We start from the raw sequence: 16222 nt of genomic DNA, 5'->3' as shown, positions 1-16222 counted from the left end.
AAGGACATCCGGCAGTGCCGTGCGTCGTGTCGCGGCCACCCGACCGGGGTGTGTCACCCGCCGGGGTGGCGACGTCGGGCCGACGGCGACCTAGCGTGAGCGGGCTGGCCGGCACCGTCGCGCCACGGTGAGGAGGACTCCATGGTGCGCCGCGTGATCGTCGCCGTGCTGTCCCTCGCCCTGCTCGTGACCGGCTGGGTGCTCACCCGGCCCGACACCGCGCCCTTCGAGCTCCGCCAGCTCGCCGGTGGCGACGCCCCCACGCTGGGCCCCGGCGCGCGGCTGTTCGGCAACCCCGACGCCCAGGCCGTGCAGTGGGTCGCCGAGCACCCCGGGGACGGTCGCACGCCGGCGGTCCTCGCCGGGCTGGCCGACCGGCCGGTGGCCCGCTGGTTCACCGAGCCCACCACCGAGGTCGGCGCCCAGGTGGACGCCTACGTCGACCAGGCCTCGATCACCGGCGCGACCCCGGTCGTGGTCGCCTACGCGATCCCCGACCGCGACTGCGGGCAGTACTCCTCCGGCGGTGCCGAGGACGCCGCGGCCTACCGCTCCTGGATCCGGTCGTTCGCCGAGGGCATCGGCACCCGGCGGGCGGTGGTCGTCCTGGAGCCGGACTCGCTGGTGCACTTCGACTGCCTGGACGACGAGCAGGTCGCCGAGCGCGAGGCCCTGCTGGCCGACGCCACCGCGGTGCTCGCCGACTCGGCTCCCCGGTCCGAGGTCTTCCTGGACGGCTCGGCCGCGAACTGGTCCATCGACGCCCACGAGCTGGCCGACCGGCTGGTGGCCTCCGGCATCGCCGACGCCGACGGCATCGCCTTGGGCGTCTCGGCCTACACCGACACCGACACCGCGGTGGCCTTCGGCCGGGAGACCGCCCGCGCGCTGGCCAGGGACACCGGCCAGCAGCTGGACCTGGTCGTGGACACCAGCCGCAACGGCACCGGCACCCGGGACTGGTGCAACCCCGACGGCCAGCGGGTCGGCGCGCCGCCGACCACCGACCCCGGGCTCGGGGACGACGTGCTGGCCCTGCTGTGGATCAAGCCGCCCGGGGAGTCCGACGGCGACTGCGGGATCGGCGCGGGCACGGTCTCGGGCCAGTTCGACCCGGACCTCGCCGTCCGGCTGGTGGGTTAGGCAGCCAGCGCGACGGCGCCGCGACGGCGGGCGGTGCGCGGGGCGTCGGCACCGACGAGCGCCAGGGCCGGCTCGGCCACCGGGGTCTCCGGGGCGGGGGCGACCGGGCGCAGCTGGTCGCCGTCGGCGTGCCGCAGCTCCTGGCTCACCTGGGCGAGCAGGTCGGCGAGCCCGACGTCGAGGGCGTCGCAGATCGAGGCCAGCAGCTCGGAGGAGGCCTCCTTCTGCCCGCGCTCGACCTCCGAGAGGTACCCGAGGCTGACCCGGGCCGCGCCGGAGACGTCGCGCAGGGTGCGGCGCTGGCTCAGCCGGTGGCCGCGCAGTGTGTCGCCGAGCTGGGTGCGCAGCAGCGTCATGGCCGTCTCCTGTCTGGTCGTGCACGACGGCTCCGCAGGAGGTGGGACCCCCTGGTCGCCGTGCACCCACGGTACGCGGATGCACCCCCGCCGACCTGCCGGCCGGGACGTCGTCCGCTCCTGGCGTAACGCCGGGAGCGAGGGCGGCGTTCCCGCCCCGGTCACCCCAGACGGGTGAGCAGCAGCCGCAGTGCGGCCGCCACGGTGCCGGTGCGCACGGCCGCCCGGTCACCGCTGAGCGCGAGCCGCTCGACCGTCGTCCCGTCGGGTCCGGCCAGGCCCACGAACACCGTGCCGGGCGGGTGCTCGTCGACCGGGTCGGGGCCGGCAGCCCCGGTGAGGCCCACGCCCCACGTCGCGCCGCACCGGTCGGCGATGCCCTCGGCCAGGGCGGCCGCGGTCTCCGGGGCCACCGGGCCGACCCGGGCGAGCAGGTCGGGGTCCACCCCGGCGAGGGTGGCCTTCAGGTCGGTCGCGTAGACCACCGCTCCCCCGCGCAGCGTCGCGCTGGCGCCGGGCACCCCGGCCAGGGTGGCGCAGAACAGGCCGGCGGTCAGCGACTCGGCGGCAGCGACGCTCTCCCCGCGCCGGGCCAGGGCGGCCAGGACGTCCTCGGCTGCGCTCACGCGGCCCGGTCGGTGCGGCGCTCGCCGGGCGGACCGCCCGCGGCGGCCCGGCGCGCGGCGGCGGCCTTCATCGCCCGGGCACTCGTGCGGCGCAGCCGCAGCGCCCGCACCACGTAGTCGAACCCGGTGACCAGGGTGAGCACCAGTGCGACGCCCATGAACCACCAGCGCACCGAGGCGAGCACCCCGGTCAGCGGCATGAGGTACAGCCCGATGGCCAGCGCCTGGACGACGGTCTTGGCCTTGCCGCCCCGACTGGAGGCGATGACACCGTGCCGGATCACCCAGAACCGCAGCAGGGTGACCCCCAGCTCACGGACGAGGATCGCCAGGGTCACCCACCAGGGCAGCAGCCCCAGCGCCGAGAGCCCGATGAGCGCGGTGCCGGTCAGCGCCTTGTCCGCGATCGGGTCGGCGAGCTTGCCGAACTCGGTGACCTGGTTGCGCTTGCGGGCGATCATCCCGTCGTACCGGTCGGTGATGATCGCGACGGCGAAGAACAGCGTCGCCCACCAGCGCTGCCCGTCGTCCATGCCGCTGTTGGCCAGCAGGAGCCAGGCGAAGAGCGGGACGACGGCCAGCCGCAGCACGGTGAGCGCGTTGGGCAGGTTCACCAGCTGCGCCGAGGACGACGGCGTCGCAGCGGGGTCGGGGACCACGCTGCTCATCGTGGCCCCTGGTGGGTGCGGCCGCTGGTCATCGGATCAGCGACCGGCGACCACGGGCACGAGGCAGGCGGCGACCAGGTCGACGCCCTCGGTGTCGGTGACCCGGGCGGTGACGACCTGGCCGGCGACCGCGTCGACGGGCACCCCGGTGACGGTGGTGGTGCCGTCGGCGTCGGGGTCCTGGTGGGCGGCGTGCCCGGTCCAGGTGCGCGGGTCGCCCACGGTGGTCAGTGCCTCGGTGAGGAGCACCTCGACGGTCTCGCCGATCCGCTCCTCGGCCCGCTGGCTGGTGAGCTCCTCGACCAGGTCGGTGATGCGGCGGACCCGGGCGTCGACCTCGTGCTGGGGCAGGTGGCCGTCCAGCCGGGCGCCCTCGGTGCCGTCCTCGTCGGAGTAGCCGAACACCCCGACGGCGTCCAGCCGCGCGGCGGTCAGGAAGCGCTCGAGCTCGGCGACGTCGTCCTCGGTCTCGCCGGGGAACCCGAGGATGACGTTGGTGCGGAACCCGGCGGTCGGGGCGATGGCCCGGGCCCGGTCGACCAGGGCGAGGAAGTCCTCGGTGCCGCCGAAGCGACGCATCCGGCGCAGCAGGGTCGGCGAGCTGTGCTGGAAGGACAGGTCGAAGTAGGGCGCGATGCCCGGGGTGCCGGCGATGACCTCGAGCAGGCCGGGGCGGAGCTCGGCGGGCTGCAGGTAGGCCACCCGCACGCGCACCAGGCCCTCGATGGCGGCCAGCTCGGGGAGCAGCTTCTCCAGCGTGCGCAGGTCGCCGAGGTCCTTGCCGTAGGAGGTCGAGTTCTCGCTGACCAGCACCAGCTCGGTGACGCCCTGTCCGGCCAGCCAGTGCGCCTCGCCGAGCACCTCGGCCACCGGCCGGGAGACGAAGGCCCCGCGGAAGGTGGGGATGGCGCAGAAGGCACAGCGCCGGTCGCAACCACTGGCCAGCTTCAGCGCCGCCGACGGGCCGCTGGTCAGCCGGGTGCGCTTGAGCCAGTCGTGGCCGGGGATCGCCGGGGAGGTCGGCGCGACCGCGGCGCGGGTGCGGTCGGCGGGGCTGATCGGCAGCAGGGTGCGCCGGTCGCGCGGGGTGTGCGGGACCAGCGGGCGGCCGGCGAGGACGTCGTCGAGCCGGTCGCCGATGGCGGTGTAGTCGTCGAAGCCCAGCACCGTGGCCTCCGGCAGCGCCCCGGCCAGCTCGCTGCCGTAGCGCTCGGCCATGCAGCCGACCGCCACGACCTGCGCACCGTGCCCGCCGGCCTCGAGGATCGCGTCGACGGAGTCCTTCTTGGCGGTCTCGATGAACCCGCAGGTGTTGACCAGGACGGCGTCGGCGTCCTGCGCGTCGGCGACCAGTTCGTAGCCGTCGGCGGCCAGCCGGCCGGCCAGCTCCTCCGAGTCGACCTCGTTGCGGGCGCAGCCGAGGGTCACCATGGCGACCCGGCGCGCACCGGTCGGGAGGTCGGACAGGGGGAGAGCAGGCGGAGCAGTCACCACGACAGCGTATGCGCCCCTGTCATCCCTCTCCCCCGCCGCCGCGGAGCAGGAACAACGTGCCGTCGAGCTCGTCGGGCTTGAGCAGCACGTCCCGGGCCTTGGAGCCCTCCGACGGACCGACGATCCCGCGGCTCTCCATGAGGTCCATCAGGCGTCCGGCCTTGGCGAACCCGACCCGCAGCTTGCGCTGCAGCATGGACGTGGAGCCGAACTGGCTGGTGACCACGAGCTCGACGGCCTGGACCAGCAGCTCGAGGTCACCCCCGATGTCCTCGTCGATCTCCTTCTGCTCGCCGCCGGCCTTCTCGACGACCTCCTGGCGGTAGTCGGGCTCGGCCTGCCGCTTGGTGAACTCGACGACCGCCTCGATCTCGGAGTCCGAGACGTAGGCACCCTGCACGCGGATCGGCTTGCCGGCCCCGATCGGCAGGAACAGGGCGTCGCCCATGCCGATCAGCTTCTCCGCGCCGGGCTGGTCGAGGATGACCCGGCTGTCGGTGAGGCTGGAGGTGGAGAAGGCCAGCCGGGAGGGCACGTTGGCCTTGATCAGCCCGGTGACGACGTCGACCGAGGGCCGCTGGGTGGCGAGCACCAGGTGGATGCCGGCCGCACGGGCCTTCTGGGTGATCCGGACGATGGACTCCTCGACGTCGCGGGGGGCGACCATCATCAGGTCGGCGAGCTCGTCGACGATCGCCAGGATGTAGGGGTAGGGCCGGTAGACCCGCTCGGACCCGGGCGGGGCGGTGATCTCCCCGCGCTCGACCTTCTTGTTGAAGTCGTCGATGTGCCGCACCCCGGTGGCCCGCATGTCCTGGTACCGCTGCTCCATCTCCTCGACCAGCCAGGCCAGCGCGGTGGCGGCCTTCTTGGGGTCGGTGATGATCGGCGTGATCAGGTGCGGGATGCCGTCGTAGGGCGTGAGCTCGACCATCTTCGGGTCGATGAGGATCATCCGCAGCTGGTCGGGCGTGGCCCGCAGCAGCAGCGAGGTCAGCAGCGAGTTGATGCAGGAGGACTTGCCGGCACCGGTCGCCCCGGCGACCAGCAGGTGCGGCATCTTCGCCAGGTTCGCGCAGACGAACCCGCCCTCGATGTCCTTGCCCAGGCCGACCAGCATCGGGTGCGGGTCCTGCTTGGCGGCGCCCGAGCGCATGACGTCGCCGAGGCTGACGGTCTCCCGGTCGGTGTTGGGCACCTCGATGCCCACAGCGGACTTGCCGGGGATCGGGGCCAGGATGCGGATGTTGTCGTTGGCGACGGCGTAGGCCAGGTTGCGGGTCAGCGCGGTGATCTTCTCGACCTTGACCGCCGGGCCCAGCTCCACCTCGTAGCGGGTGACGGTCGGGCCGCGGGTGAACCCGGTGACGGCGGCGTCGACGTTGAACTGCTCGAGGACGCCGGTGATCGCCTCGATGGCGACGTCGTTGGACTTCGACCGCGCCCGCGGCGGGGTGCCCGCGCGCAGGGTGTTCAGCGAGGGCAGCACGTAGTCGCCCTCGACCGGCTCGATGGCCAGCTGCTCGGTCTCCCCGGCGGGCACCGGCTCGAGCTCGACCGGCTTGAGCGTGCGGTCCACGACGGGGGGACGACGCAGCGCGGTGGTGGCCGCGGGGGCCACGGCGACCGCGTCGGCGGCGTCGTCCAGCGCCCCGGTGTCGATGACGCCGGTGTCCTGGGTGCCGTCGTCGCGCAGCGCGTCGAGCGCGGCCTTGGCGCGGCTGCGCCGGGTGCGGGGGGTGGGCTCGGGGGCGAAGGCGTCCAGGACGTCGTCGTCCTCGTACTCCTCGTCGTCGTACTCCTCGTCCTCGTCCTCGTCGTCCGCACGGCCGGTGACCCGGTCGAGGAACCCGCGCAGCCGCTCGGGCACCTGGTGCACCGGGGTGGCGGTGACCACGAGCAGGCCGAAGAAGGCGGCCAGGACGAAGAGCGCGATGCCCACGATGCTGCCCACGCCGGCGCCCACCGGCTGGCCGACCAGCCACCCGAGCATGCCGCCGCCGGCCGCGCGGCCGGCCTCGTCGGTGGGCGAGCCGGTGGCCAGGTGGGTGATGCCGAGGACGGCGACGACGATGCACGCCCAGCCGATGACCAGCCGGCCGCGGGCCTCGGGGCGCGGGCCGTGGCGCAGCAGCCGGACCGCGGTGAGCAGCAGGACGACGGGCAGCAGCAGGGTGAGCACGCCGAAGGCCCAGCGGAAGGCCCCGGCGATGGTGGAGCCGACGGGGCCGACGTCGCCGATCCAGGCGGTGACGCCCAGCACGATGGCCAGGCCGAGCACGGCCAGGCCGATCCCGTCGCGGCGGTGCTCGGGGGCCAGCGGCTCGGCCTCCTCCGGGCGGGCGACCGAGCGGGCCAGGCCGCCGGCGCCGCGGGCCAGCAACGACCAGGTGCCGCTGGCGGCCGACCAGATGCCGGCACCGACCGACCGGCGCTGCTTGGCGGCCGGGCGCCGGGCGGCGGTGGTCGAGCCGCCGCGCTTGGCGGGGGCCCGCTTGGCCGCGGTCTTCGCCGGCGCCTTCTTCTTGGCCGCCGTGGTGGCCGGCCGGCTGCGCGAGGAACCGCCGGCCGCCGGCCGTCGGCTCGGTGTCGTCGCGCGCGCAGGCATGTGCCGACGGTAAGCGCCGGACTGGTGCTCGTGGGGCAGGCGGGACAGCGTGTCTGTCGGTGCCGGTGGCTACGGTCGCTGCATGCAGACGCTCCCGTTCGGCAGCTGGCCCACCCCGATCACCTCCGAGCAGGTGGTCGCCACCGCGGCCCGGCTGGGTGAGGTGGCCGTGGCCCCCGACGGGGTGTGGTGGGCCGAGGCCCGGGCGACCGAGGGCGGGCGCACCGTCCTGGTGCACCGCTCCCCCGACGGGACGACGACCGACCTGCTGCCCGCCCCCTGGAACGCCCGCACCCGGGTGCACGAGTACGGCGGCGGTTCGTGGGCCGTAGCCGACGGGCAGGTGTTCTTCACCGACTTCGGCGACCAGCGGCTGTACCGGGTCGTCCCGGGCGGGGAGCCCGAGGCCCTCACGGCCGAGCCCGAGCTCCCCGCCGGGGTGCGGTTCGCCGACCTGAGCGTGACCCCGGACGGGGCCGTGCTGTGCGTCCGGGAGACCCACACTGCCTCCGGGGACGCCGCCGAGGTGGTCCACGAGGTCGTCGCCGTGGCCCCCGACGGGGAGCAGACCGTGCTGGTCACCGGCCCGGACTTCGTCTCCGACCCGCGACGGGGGCCCGACGGGTCGCTGTGCTGGTTGCAGTGGCAGCACCCGGACATGCCGTGGGACGCCGCCGAGCTCGTCGTCCGCTCCCCCGACGGGGTCGAGACCGTCGTCGCGGGCGGTCGCTCGGGCACCCGACCGGAGTCGGTGGTGCAGCCGTCCTGGGCCGCCGACGGCTCGTTGCTGTTCTACGCCGACCGCACCGACACCTGGTCGCTGTTCCGCTGGCGCGGCACCGGGCCCGAGCTGGTGCTCGACCCGGGCTCGGACATGGCCGGCCCGCAGTGGGTCTTCGGCGCCAGCCGGTACGCCGAGCTCCCCGACGGCCGGCTGGTGGTGGCCTACGGCCGCGACGGCGCCGACCGGCTCGCGGTGCTCGAGCCCGGCGGCCCCCGCGAGCTGGAGACCCGGTACGCCTCCTTCGCCCAGCTCCGCGCCGACGGCACCGGGGTCGTCTGCGTCGCGGGCGGGCCCACCACGAAGGCCGTCGTCGCCCGGGTGGACGTCGACTCCGGCGAGGTCACCGAGCTGCGCCCCGCACCCCAGGACGTCGACGCGGCCTGGTTCTCCCGGCCCCGGCACGTCACCTTCCCCAGCACCACGATCGGCGGCACGTCGCAGGCGCACGCGCTGGTCTACCCGCCGACCAACCCCGAGGTCGCCGGCCCCGACGGCGAGCTGCCCCCGCTGGTCGTCGTGGTGCACGGCGGGCCGACGGCCGCGGCGTCCCCGGTGCTGACCCTGGGCGTGCAGTACTGGACCTCCCGAGGGTTCGCGGTCGCCGACGTCGACTACCGCGGCTCCACCGGCTACGGCCGGGTCTACCGGGACGCGCTGCAGGGCAGCTGGGGCATCGCCGACCTGGACGACGTGGCCGCCGTCGTGGCGTACCTGTCCTCGGCCGACGCCCCGGCGCAGCTGCGGGTCGACCCCGCCCGCGCGGTGATCCGCGGCGGTTCGGCCGGCGGGTACACGACGCTGGCCGCGCTCACCTTCCGGCCGGGGGTGTTCGCCGCCGGGGCCAGCCACTACGGGGTCGCCGACCTCGCCGCGCTGGCCGCCGACACGCACTCCTTCGAGTCGCGCTACCTCGACGGGCTCATCGCGCCCTGGCCGTCGGGGGAGGCGGTCTACACCGCGCGCTCCCCCATCCACCACGTCGACGCCCTCGACACCCCGCTGGCGGTGTTCCAGGGCGACGAGGACCGGATCGTCCCGCCCGAGCAGGCCGAGGTGATGGTGGCCGCCCTGCGCGCCAAGGGCGTCCCGCACGCCTACCTGCTCTTCCCCGGCGAGCAGCACGGCTTCCGCAAGGCGGAGAACATCCGTGCCTCGCTGGACGGCGAGCTGTCCTTCTACGCCCAGGTGCTCGGCTTCGAGCTGCCCGAGTCCGAGGGGATCACGCCCATCGTCGTCGTCACACGGTGATGACGGTGGGCACGATCATCGGCTTGCGACGGTGGGTCTGGGCCACCCAGGTGCCCAGGGTGCGCCGCACGACCTGGGACAGCCTGTGGGTGTCGACCGGCCCGTCGGCGGTGGCCCGGGCGAGGGCCTCGGTGACGAGGGCCAGGGCAGGGTCGAAGACCGCCGGGTCGTCGGCGAACCCACGGGTGGTGAGCCGCAGGGGGGCCACGATCGTGCCGGTGGAGGGCTCGACGACGACGGTGACCGCGACGAAGCCCTCCTCGCCCAGGATCCGGCGGGCGGCCAGGGTGTCCTCGCCGACGAGCCCCTCGACCTTGCCGTCGACGTAGACGTCGCCGATCGGCACCCGCCCGACCATCGTGGCGACCCCGTCGACCAGGTCGACCACGACGCCGTCCTCGGCGAGCAGCACCTGCTCCGGGCGCAGGCCCACCGACGTGGCGATGGCGCCGTGCGCGCGCAGGTGCCGCCACTCGCCGTGCACCGGGAGCAGGTGCCGGGGGCGGGCGACCTGCAGCAGGGTCCGCAGCTCCCCGGCCGGGGCGTGCCCGGAGACGTGCACCCGGGCGGTCTCCTTGTGCACCACGGTGGCGCCGAGCCTGGTCAGGCCGTTGATGACGGCGTAGACGGCGGTCTCGTTGCCGGGCACGAGCGAGCTGGCCAGCACCACGGTGTCCCCGGCGGTGATGGTGACCTGCTTGTGGTCGCCGCGGGCCATCCGGCCCAGCGCGCTGAGCGGCTCGCCCTGCGACCCGGTGCTGACGAGCACGACCTGGTGTGCCGACATTGTCACCGCCTCGTCGACGCTGACCAGCAGCCCGGGCTCGACGTGCAGCAGGCCCAGCTCCTGGGCCAGGCCCATGTTCTTGACCATCGACCGGCCGGCGAGGGCGACCTTGCGACCGTGCGCGACGGCGGCGTCCAGGACCTGCTGGATGCGGTGCACGTGGCTGGCGAAGCTGGAGACGATCAACCGCTGGTCGGCGGCGGCGAAGACGGCGTCCAGGACCGGTCCGATGGTGCGCTCGCCGGTGACGAACCCGGGCACCTCGGCGTTGGTGGAGTCGCTGAGCAGCAGGTCGATGCCGGCGGCGCCGAGCCGGGCGAACGCGGCGAGGTCGGTGACCTTCCCGTCCAACGGCAGCTGGTCCATCTTGAAGTCCCCGGTGTGCACCAGCGTGCCGGCTCGGGTGTGCACCGCCACGGCCAGTGCGTCGGGGATCGAGTGGTTGACGCAGACGAACTCGGTGTCGAAGGGCCCCGCCTGGTGGTGGTCGCCAGCGGCGACCTCGACGAGCACCGGGTCGATCCGGTGCTCGGCCAGCTTCGCCGCGACCAGGGCCAGGGTGAACCGCGACCCGACGACCGGGATGTCGGCCCGCAGGCGGAGCAGGTACGGCACCGCCCCGATGTGGTCCTCGTGCCCGTGGGTGAGGACGACGGCCTCGATGTCGCCCAACCGGTCGGCGAGGTGGCTGAAGTCGGGGAGGACGACGTCCACCCCGGGTTGGTGCGCCTCGGGGAACAGCACCCCGCAGTCGATCACCAGCAGCCGGCCGCCGAACTCCAGCACCGCGCAGTTGCGCCCGATCTCGCCCAGGCCACCGAGCGGGAGGACCCGCAGGGCGCCGTCGGGGACCGGTGGCGGTGGGCCGAGCGTCAGGTGCGGCTGGGCGGTCACAGCTCGATGCCGCCGGCGGCGAGGTCGCGGCGCAGCCGGGCCACCTCGTCGTCGGTGGCGTCGACCAGCGGCGGGCGGACCGGCCCGGACGGCAGGCCCTGCAGCTTCAGGGCGGCCTTGACCAGGATCGCGGCCTGGGTGCGGAACAGCCCGTCGTAGACCGGCAGCATCCCGGTGTTCAGCTCCCGGGCGCGGGCCAGGTCACCGGCCTCGACCGCGGCGATCATGTCGGCCAGCCGCGGGCCGACCAGGTGCCCCACCACGCTGACCACGCCGACCGCGCCCAGCGACAGGAGCGGGAGGGTGAGCGCGTCCTCGCCGGAGTAGTAGGCGAGGTCGGTGCGGGCCAGCGTCCACGCCACCGCCGAGAAGTCGCCCTTGGCGTCCTTCACCGCGACGATCCGCGGGTGCTCGGCGGCCCGGACCAGGGTCTCCACCTCGATCGGCACCACCGAGCGGGGCGGGATGTCGTAGAGCATCACGGGCAGGTCGGTCGCGTCGGCGATCGCGGTGAAGTGCCGGAGCAGGCCCGACTGCGGGGGCTTGTTGTAGTACGGCGTCACGGCCATCAGCGCGTGCGCGCCCAGCCGCGCTGCGTCCCGGGCCTTCTCGATGGAGTGCGCGGTGTCGTTGGTGCCCACGCCGGCGACCACGGTGGCGCGGTCGCCGACGGCGTCCAGGACGACCTCCAGCAGCGAGCGCTGCTCGGCGTCGGAGACCGTCGGGGACTCCCCCGTCGTGCCGTTGACCACCAGGCCGTCGTGCCGGCAGCGGTCGACGAGGTGGGTCGCCAGCTCCTGGGCGCCGGCCAGGTCGACCGACCCGTCCTCGGTGAAGGGGGTGACCATGGCCGTGAGCAGTCGACCGAAGGGCCGCCGGGGGTCACTGGCGACGGGTGCAGGCATGACCGCCAACCTACCGAGCGCTCCGGGCCCCGCACCGCGGACGTACCGGCATCATGCGGGCGTGACCTCTGCTGCCGCCCCCGACGTCGAGCCGCTCCGCCGTCCCCTGCTGATCACCGGCCCGCCCGCCGCCGGCGCGAGCTCGGTCGCCGCTGCCCTGGTGGCGTCCCGGCCGCTGTGCGCCCTGGTCGAGGTGGCCGACCTGCGGGGCCTGGTCCGCTCCGGGGCGGTCGACCCGTGGCGCCCGGGAGCCGGAGAGGGACAGCACCGGCTGGCCGCCGTGCAGGCCGGTCTGCTGGCCTCGTCGTTCGTCGCCGCCGGCGTGGAGGTGGTGCTCTGCGACGTCGTGCGGCCGGTGGTGGCCGAGGTCTACCGGACAGCGGTCGCCGACCCGTTCGTCGTGGCGTTGCGACTGCCGCTGGAGGTCGCCCGTGGGCGGGCGGCCGGCAGCACGCTCAGCGCCGTCGAGTTCGACGCCCTGCACGCCGAGGCCGCGCTGGTGCCGGCCGACGCCGAGGTCGACGCCACCGCCGACCTGCCCGCGGTGGTCGCCGCGGTGCAGGCGCTGTGGGCCGCCGCCGGGACGGCGACCCCGAGCCGGTGAGCCCGCTCAGCCCTCGCTGACGTACGGGCTCGCGGCGACCTCGCTGCCGTCGGCCAGCGTGCTGATCCGGAAGTCCTCGAACACGTTGCCGGCCACCCGCTGCAGCTCGCGCAGGCACATCACGGCGAGCTCACGGATCTCCACGTCGGCGTGCTCGCTGGCCCGCATGGCCACGAAGTGCCGCCACGCCCGGTAGTTGCCGGTGACGACGATGCGCGTCTCGGTCGCGTTGGGCAGCACGGCCCGGGCGGCCTGCCGGGCCTGCTTGCGGCGCAGGGTGGCGTTGGGGACGTCGGCGAACCGCTTCTCCAGGCCCTCGAGGAGGTCGGTGTAGGCCTTCAGCGAGGCGTCCGCGGCATCGGTGAACAGCTGGTGGAGCGCCGGGTCGTCGGCGATCACGCCGGGCTCGACGAACGCGGCGTCCCGCTCGGGGACGTAGCGCTGGGAGAGCTGGCTGTAGGAGAAGTGCCGGTGCCGGATCAACTCGTGGGTGAGCGAGCGGGAGACGCCGGTCAGGTACATCGACACCGTGCCGTGCTCGAGCACCGACAGGTGCCCGACCTCGAGGATGTGCCGCAGGTAGCCGGCATTGGTCGCGGTGGCCGGGTTCGGCTTGGTCCAGGACTGGTAGCAGGCGCGGCCGGCGAACTCGGCGAGCGCCTGACCGCCGTCCACGTCGGTCTCCCACGGCACGTCGGCCGGCGGGGTGAACTGCGTCTGGGCGACGACCTGGACCTTCAACGGGGCGAATGCGGGCACGGGGACGAACCCTACGGCGAGGACGCCGACACCTCCAGGACCCTTCCGGTGACGTGCCCGTCATGCTGCTCCGGTGACCGGCTGGCAGACCGCCCTGCTCGTGACCGGCTCACTGCTGGCGCTCTGGCTGGTGGGCCTGGCGGTGCTGTGGCTGCGCCGCCCCGACGACCTCACGGTCCGCGACGCCGTCCGGCTGGTGCCCGACGCCGTGCGGTTGGTGCGTCGGCTCGCTGCCGACCCCACGCTCCCCAGGAGCGTGCGGGTGCGGCTGTGGCTGCTCCTGGGCTACCTGCTGTCGCCGATCGACCTCGTGCCCGACGTCGTCCCGGTCCTGGGGTACGCCGACGACGTCGTCGTGGTCGCCTGGGCGCTGCGGTCGGTGGTCCGGCGGGCCGGCGTCGACGCGGTGGACCGGCACTGGCCGGGGTCGCCGGCGGGTCTGGTCGTGGTGCACCGGCTGGCCGGGGTCAGCCGCCCACAGCACGGGTGAGCGCGGGGGCCAGGTCGCCCCGCCCGGCGATGACGACGTCCCCCAGCTCCAGCCAGTCGGCCATCAGCCGGAGCTCGGCCGCCAGCTGGTCGGCCACGAGACCGGGTGCGGGGTGGTGCTCCTCGACGTGCGCGGCCTGCACCCGGAGCACCCCGGCCTGCCGGTCGGCCTTGAGGTCCACCCGCCCGACCAGCTCGTCGCCGAGCAGGAACGGCAGCACGTAGTAGCCGTGCACCCGCTGCGCGGCCGGCGTGTAGATCTCCAGCCGGTAGCGGAAGCCGAACAGCCGCTCGACCCGCGGCCGCTCCCAGACGAGGGAGTCGAAGGGCGACAGCAGCGCCCGGGCCCGGGCCCACCGCGGCCGCCGGGCGGCGGGGTCCAGCCAGGCAGGACGCCCCCAGCCCTCGACGTCCACCGGGATCAGCTCCCCGCCCTCGGTCAGCTCGGCGATCGCCGTCCGCGTCTCGACCGGGCTCAGCCGGACGTAGTCCCGCAGGTCGGTCTCGGTGGCCACGCCCAACGCCCGGGACGCCGTCCGCACCAGCTCACGGATCGCGTCGGGCCGGTCGGGGGTGGGCGCTCGGAGCACCGCGGCGGGGAGCACCCGCTCGGGCAGGTCGTAGACGCGTTCGAAGCCGGCGGTGCGCGACCGCGCGGTCAGCTGCCCGGTGAAGAACAGGTACTCCAGTGCGGCCTTGCCCGGGTGCCAGTTCCACATCTGGCCCGGGGTCTTCGGCCGTTCTCCGCCGAGCTCCCCGGCGCGCAGCGGTCCGTCGGTACGCACCCGCTCGAGCAGCTCGGCCACCAGTCCCGGCTGTTCCCGGGCCACCCGGGTCATCGACCCCCAGGCCTCCTGCTCCGCGGCAGCCATCCGCCAGCGCAGGAACGGGTGCAGGCGCACCGGCAGGTAGGAGGCCTCGTGCGCCCAGTACTCGAACACGTCGTGTCGGCGGCCGTGCAGACCGTCGAGCAGCGCGCGGTCGTAAGGGCCCAGCCTGCTGAACAGCGGCAGGTAGTGGCTGCGGGAGACCACGTTGACCGAGTCGATCTGGACCACGGCCAACCGATCGACCGTCGTCCGCAGCGCCCGGGTGCCGGCCACCGCCGTGGGCCGGGCGTCTGCCAGCCCCTGGGCCGCCAGCGCGATGCGTCGGGCCAGTGGAGCAGGGAGACGTTCGAGCGGGGGCACGGACTCGATCCTGCCCGCTGGGTGGGACGGCCGCCCCGGCCTAGGGTGCGGGGGTGCAGCTGACGGGTCGAGCCGAGTCCGCCGTCCGCCCCGCCCGTCCGGCCGACGCCCCGGCGATCGCGCACGTCCAGCTGGTCACCTGGCGCACCGCCTACCGTTCCCTGCTGCCCGCCGACGTCCTGGACACCTGGGACGAGACCGCCGCGGCGGAGAGCTGGACGCAGGCCATCACGTCCCCGCCCACCCCCGGTCACGGCCTGCTGGTCGCCACCGAGGGGCCCGAACAGGTGGGCTACCTGGCCTACGGACCCGCCGAGCTCGCCGAGGACGAGACGTCCTCACCCGAGGGCCCGACCACCGAGGTGGCTGCCCTGGTGGTCGACCCACGCTGGGGGCGCCGCGGCCACGGCAGCCGGCTCCTGGCCGCCGCGGTCGACCTCCTGCTGCCCACCGGCGTCCGGCGCCTGCAGCAGTGGGTGCCCGAGACCGACGAGGTGACCGCGGGTTTCCTTCAGTCCGCGGGGTGGGCAGCAGACGGTTGGGCCCGCACGCTCGACACGGGCACCTCCACCATCCGCGAGCACCGCTGGCACGTGCTGCTCGACCCCACCCAGGAGACCGACGCGTGAGCTTCACCGGCTTCCCCGACGAGGGCCTCGTCTTCTACGAGGGCCTCGAGGCCGACAACAGCAAGTCCTACTGGACCGAACACAAGGCCGCCTACGACGAGCACGTCAAGGCACCCATGCAGGCGCTGGTCGAGGAGCTGGCGGCCGAGTTCGGCGCGACCAAGCTCTTCCGCCCGTACCGCGACGTCCGCTTCAGCAAGGACAAGACGCCCTACAAGACCCACCAGGGCGCCGTGCTGCACCCCGAGGGTGCCGGCACCGGTGCCTGGTACGTCGAGGTGTCGGCGGACGGACTGGCCGCCCGCGGGGGCAGCTGGCGCATGCAGCCCGACCAGGTCGAGCGCTACCGCCGCGCCGTGGACGACGACCTCCCCGGTGGACAGCTGGAACAGCTCGTCGCCAAGATCCGCCGGGCAGGCTTGTCGGTCGACGGGGAACAGCTCAAGCGCGCACCCCGCGGCTACGACCCGGACCACCCCAGGATCGAGCTGTTGCGTCACAAGAGCATCCACGGCGGCCGGCACTGGACCCCGGAGGACTGGCTGGACAGCCGCGAGGTCCTCGACCGGGTCCGGAAGACCTGGCGTGCGCTCAAGCCCCTGAACGACTGGCTCGCCGACAACGTCGGCGCCACCACCGCCCCACCCGATCGCCGCCGCTGACCCCACCCAGCAAGAAGCGCCTTTCTCGTCAGGAGTCCTGACGAGAAAGGCGCTTCTTGCACTACAGGGGGTGTCACCAGAACGCCGAAACGGGGCCACAGCCGTAGCTGTGACCCCGTTTCGGGAAGTACCATCGGCGCTGAGAGGCTTAGCTTCCGGGTTCGGAATGAGACCGGGCGTTTCCCTCTCGCCATGACCGCCGTAACGCTGTGAAAGTCTCCACCCACACCCGTCCGGTCAAGACAGGGGGGGTGGTGGAACGATGGGTTCCGCACTTTCAGAACCGCACAGTGGACGCGAGACAGTAGATATTCAATGCAAGGTGTGTTGGTCAAGCCCTCGGCCTATTAGTACCGGTCAGCTCCACACATTGCTG

Annotated in this window: 15 protein-coding genes and 1 rRNA gene; 6 read left to right on the top strand and 10 right to left on the bottom strand. The window is 74.2% G+C overall.

Annotation, left to right across the window (positions count from 1 at the left end):
- The first annotated feature begins 141 nt into the window (after positions 1–141).
- A complete protein-coding gene (locus ASG36_RS21055; RefSeq protein ID WP_055769111.1) occupies positions 142–1143 on the top strand; it encodes a glycoside hydrolase family 6 protein in 1002 nt (333 codons plus the stop codon).
- Here ASG36_RS21055 and ASG36_RS21050 read toward each other — a convergent pair.
- From ASG36_RS21050 to ASG36_RS21030, 5 genes are all read right to left on the bottom strand, one after another.
- Positions 1140–1499 (bottom strand): helix-turn-helix domain-containing protein, encoded by a 360-nt coding sequence (locus ASG36_RS21050; protein ID WP_055769108.1) that lies wholly within the window; start codon positions 1497–1499, stop codon positions 1140–1142. The two genes, ASG36_RS21055 and ASG36_RS21050, sit on opposite strands and share 4 nt — an antisense overlap.
- Positions 1500–1660: 161 nt before the next feature.
- The gene (locus tag ASG36_RS21045) at positions 1661–2125 is read right to left on the bottom strand and encodes a CinA family protein (protein WP_055769105.1); all 465 of its coding nucleotides are present in this window, start codon (positions 2123–2125) and stop codon (positions 1661–1663) included.
- Positions 2122–2793: a CDP-diacylglycerol--glycerol-3-phosphate 3-phosphatidyltransferase gene (gene pgsA, locus ASG36_RS21040; RefSeq protein WP_055769103.1), complete on the bottom strand. Its 672-nt coding sequence runs from the start codon at positions 2791–2793 to the stop codon at positions 2122–2124. The genes ASG36_RS21045 and pgsA overlap by 4 nt, the downstream gene beginning before the upstream one ends.
- Before the next feature lie 36 nt (positions 2794–2829).
- The gene (rimO, locus tag ASG36_RS21035) at positions 2830–4284 is read right to left on the bottom strand and encodes a 30S ribosomal protein S12 methylthiotransferase RimO (protein ID WP_235495412.1); all 1455 of its coding nucleotides are present in this window, start codon (positions 4282–4284) and stop codon (positions 2830–2832) included.
- Positions 4285–4306: 22 nt separating this feature from the next.
- Positions 4307–6895: a DNA translocase FtsK gene (locus tag ASG36_RS21030; RefSeq protein WP_055769097.1), complete on the bottom strand. Its 2589-nt coding sequence runs from the start codon at positions 6893–6895 to the stop codon at positions 4307–4309.
- Between the two features lie 82 nt (positions 6896–6977).
- On the opposite strand from ASG36_RS21030, the gene ASG36_RS21025 reads away from it, so the two are divergent.
- Positions 6978–8927 (top strand): prolyl oligopeptidase family serine peptidase, encoded by a 1950-nt coding sequence (locus tag ASG36_RS21025; protein ID WP_055769095.1) that lies wholly within the window; start codon positions 6978–6980, stop codon positions 8925–8927.
- Here the strand turns inward: ASG36_RS21025 and ASG36_RS21020 are convergent.
- A complete protein-coding gene (locus tag ASG36_RS21020) occupies positions 8917–10608 on the bottom strand; it encodes a ribonuclease J (protein ID WP_055769091.1) in 1692 nt (563 codons plus the stop codon). The genes ASG36_RS21025 and ASG36_RS21020 overlap by 11 nt on opposite strands.
- Positions 10605–11513, bottom strand: coding sequence for a 4-hydroxy-tetrahydrodipicolinate synthase (dapA, locus tag ASG36_RS21015; RefSeq protein ID WP_055769089.1), 909 nt, complete (start codon positions 11511–11513; stop codon positions 10605–10607). Before dapA ends, ASG36_RS21020 begins: the two co-directional genes overlap by 4 nt.
- 61 nt (positions 11514–11574) lie before the next feature.
- On the opposite strand from dapA, the gene ASG36_RS21010 reads away from it, so the two are divergent.
- Complete coding sequence (locus ASG36_RS21010) at positions 11575–12117, top strand: hypothetical protein (protein ID WP_055769086.1); 543 nt, start codon at positions 11575–11577, stop codon at positions 12115–12117.
- A gap of 6 nt (positions 12118–12123) precedes the next feature.
- Here ASG36_RS21010 and thyX read toward each other — a convergent pair whose 3' ends face one another.
- The gene (gene thyX, locus ASG36_RS21005; RefSeq protein ID WP_055769083.1) at positions 12124–12876 is read right to left on the bottom strand and encodes an FAD-dependent thymidylate synthase; all 753 of its coding nucleotides are present in this window, start codon (positions 12874–12876) and stop codon (positions 12124–12126) included.
- A 73-nt stretch (positions 12877–12949) separates the two neighbouring features.
- On the opposite strand from thyX, the gene ASG36_RS21000 reads away from it, so the two are divergent.
- Positions 12950–13366 carry a YkvA family protein gene (locus ASG36_RS21000; RefSeq protein ID WP_055769079.1) on the top strand — a complete coding sequence of 139 codons (417 nt, stop codon included), beginning with the start codon at positions 12950–12952 and terminating at the stop codon, positions 13364–13366.
- Here the strand turns inward: ASG36_RS21000 and ASG36_RS20995 are convergent.
- Positions 13344–14555: a winged helix-turn-helix domain-containing protein gene (locus tag ASG36_RS20995; RefSeq protein WP_157499041.1), complete on the bottom strand. Its 1212-nt coding sequence runs from the start codon at positions 14553–14555 to the stop codon at positions 13344–13346. The genes ASG36_RS21000 and ASG36_RS20995 overlap by 23 nt on opposite strands.
- 53 nt (positions 14556–14608) lie before the next feature.
- Between ASG36_RS20995 and ASG36_RS20990 the strand changes: the two genes are divergently transcribed.
- Both ASG36_RS20990 and ASG36_RS20985 read left to right on the top strand, forming a co-directional pair.
- The gene (locus ASG36_RS20990) at positions 14609–15184 is read left to right on the top strand and encodes a GNAT family N-acetyltransferase (protein ID WP_055769073.1); all 576 of its coding nucleotides are present in this window, start codon (positions 14609–14611) and stop codon (positions 15182–15184) included.
- Positions 15181–15846, top strand: coding sequence for a DUF2461 domain-containing protein (locus tag ASG36_RS20985; RefSeq protein WP_055769068.1), 666 nt, complete (start codon positions 15181–15183; stop codon positions 15844–15846). Before ASG36_RS20990 ends, ASG36_RS20985 begins: the two co-directional genes overlap by 4 nt.
- A gap of 95 nt (positions 15847–15941) precedes the next feature.
- Here the strand turns inward: ASG36_RS20985 and rrf are convergent.
- Positions 15942–16050 (bottom strand): 5S ribosomal RNA (gene rrf / locus ASG36_RS20980).
- Positions 16051–16222: the final 172 nt, after the last annotated feature.

It is taken from the genome of Geodermatophilus sp. Leaf369, assembly GCF_001424455.1.
Classification (GTDB): domain Bacteria; phylum Actinomycetota; class Actinomycetes; order Mycobacteriales; family Geodermatophilaceae; genus Klenkia.
The sequence above is the reverse complement of the archived record's forward strand: the minus strand, read 5'-3'. Positions and strand labels throughout refer to the sequence as shown.

What these genes read in the sequence shown, in the direction of transcription:
- dapA (WP_055769089.1), bottom strand. Translation starts at nt 11,513, where the DNA reads ATGCCTGCACCCGTCGCCAGTGACCCCCGGCGGCCCTTCGGTCGACTG.
- pgsA (WP_055769103.1), bottom strand. Translation starts at nt 2,793, where the DNA reads ATGAGCAGCGTGGTCCCCGACCCCGCTGCGACGCCGTCGTCCTCGGCG.
- ASG36_RS21025 (WP_055769095.1), top strand. Translation starts at nt 6,978, where the DNA reads ATGCAGACGCTCCCGTTCGGCAGCTGGCCCACCCCGATCACCTCCGAG.
- ASG36_RS21055 (WP_055769111.1), top strand. Translation starts at nt 142, where the DNA reads ATGGTGCGCCGCGTGATCGTCGCCGTGCTGTCCCTCGCCCTGCTCGTG.
- ASG36_RS21030 (WP_055769097.1), bottom strand. Translation starts at nt 6,895, where the DNA reads ATGCCTGCGCGCGCGACGACACCGAGCCGACGGCCGGCGGCCGGCGGT.
- ASG36_RS21050 (WP_055769108.1), bottom strand. Translation starts at nt 1,499, where the DNA reads ATGACGCTGCTGCGCACCCAGCTCGGCGACACACTGCGCGGCCACCGG.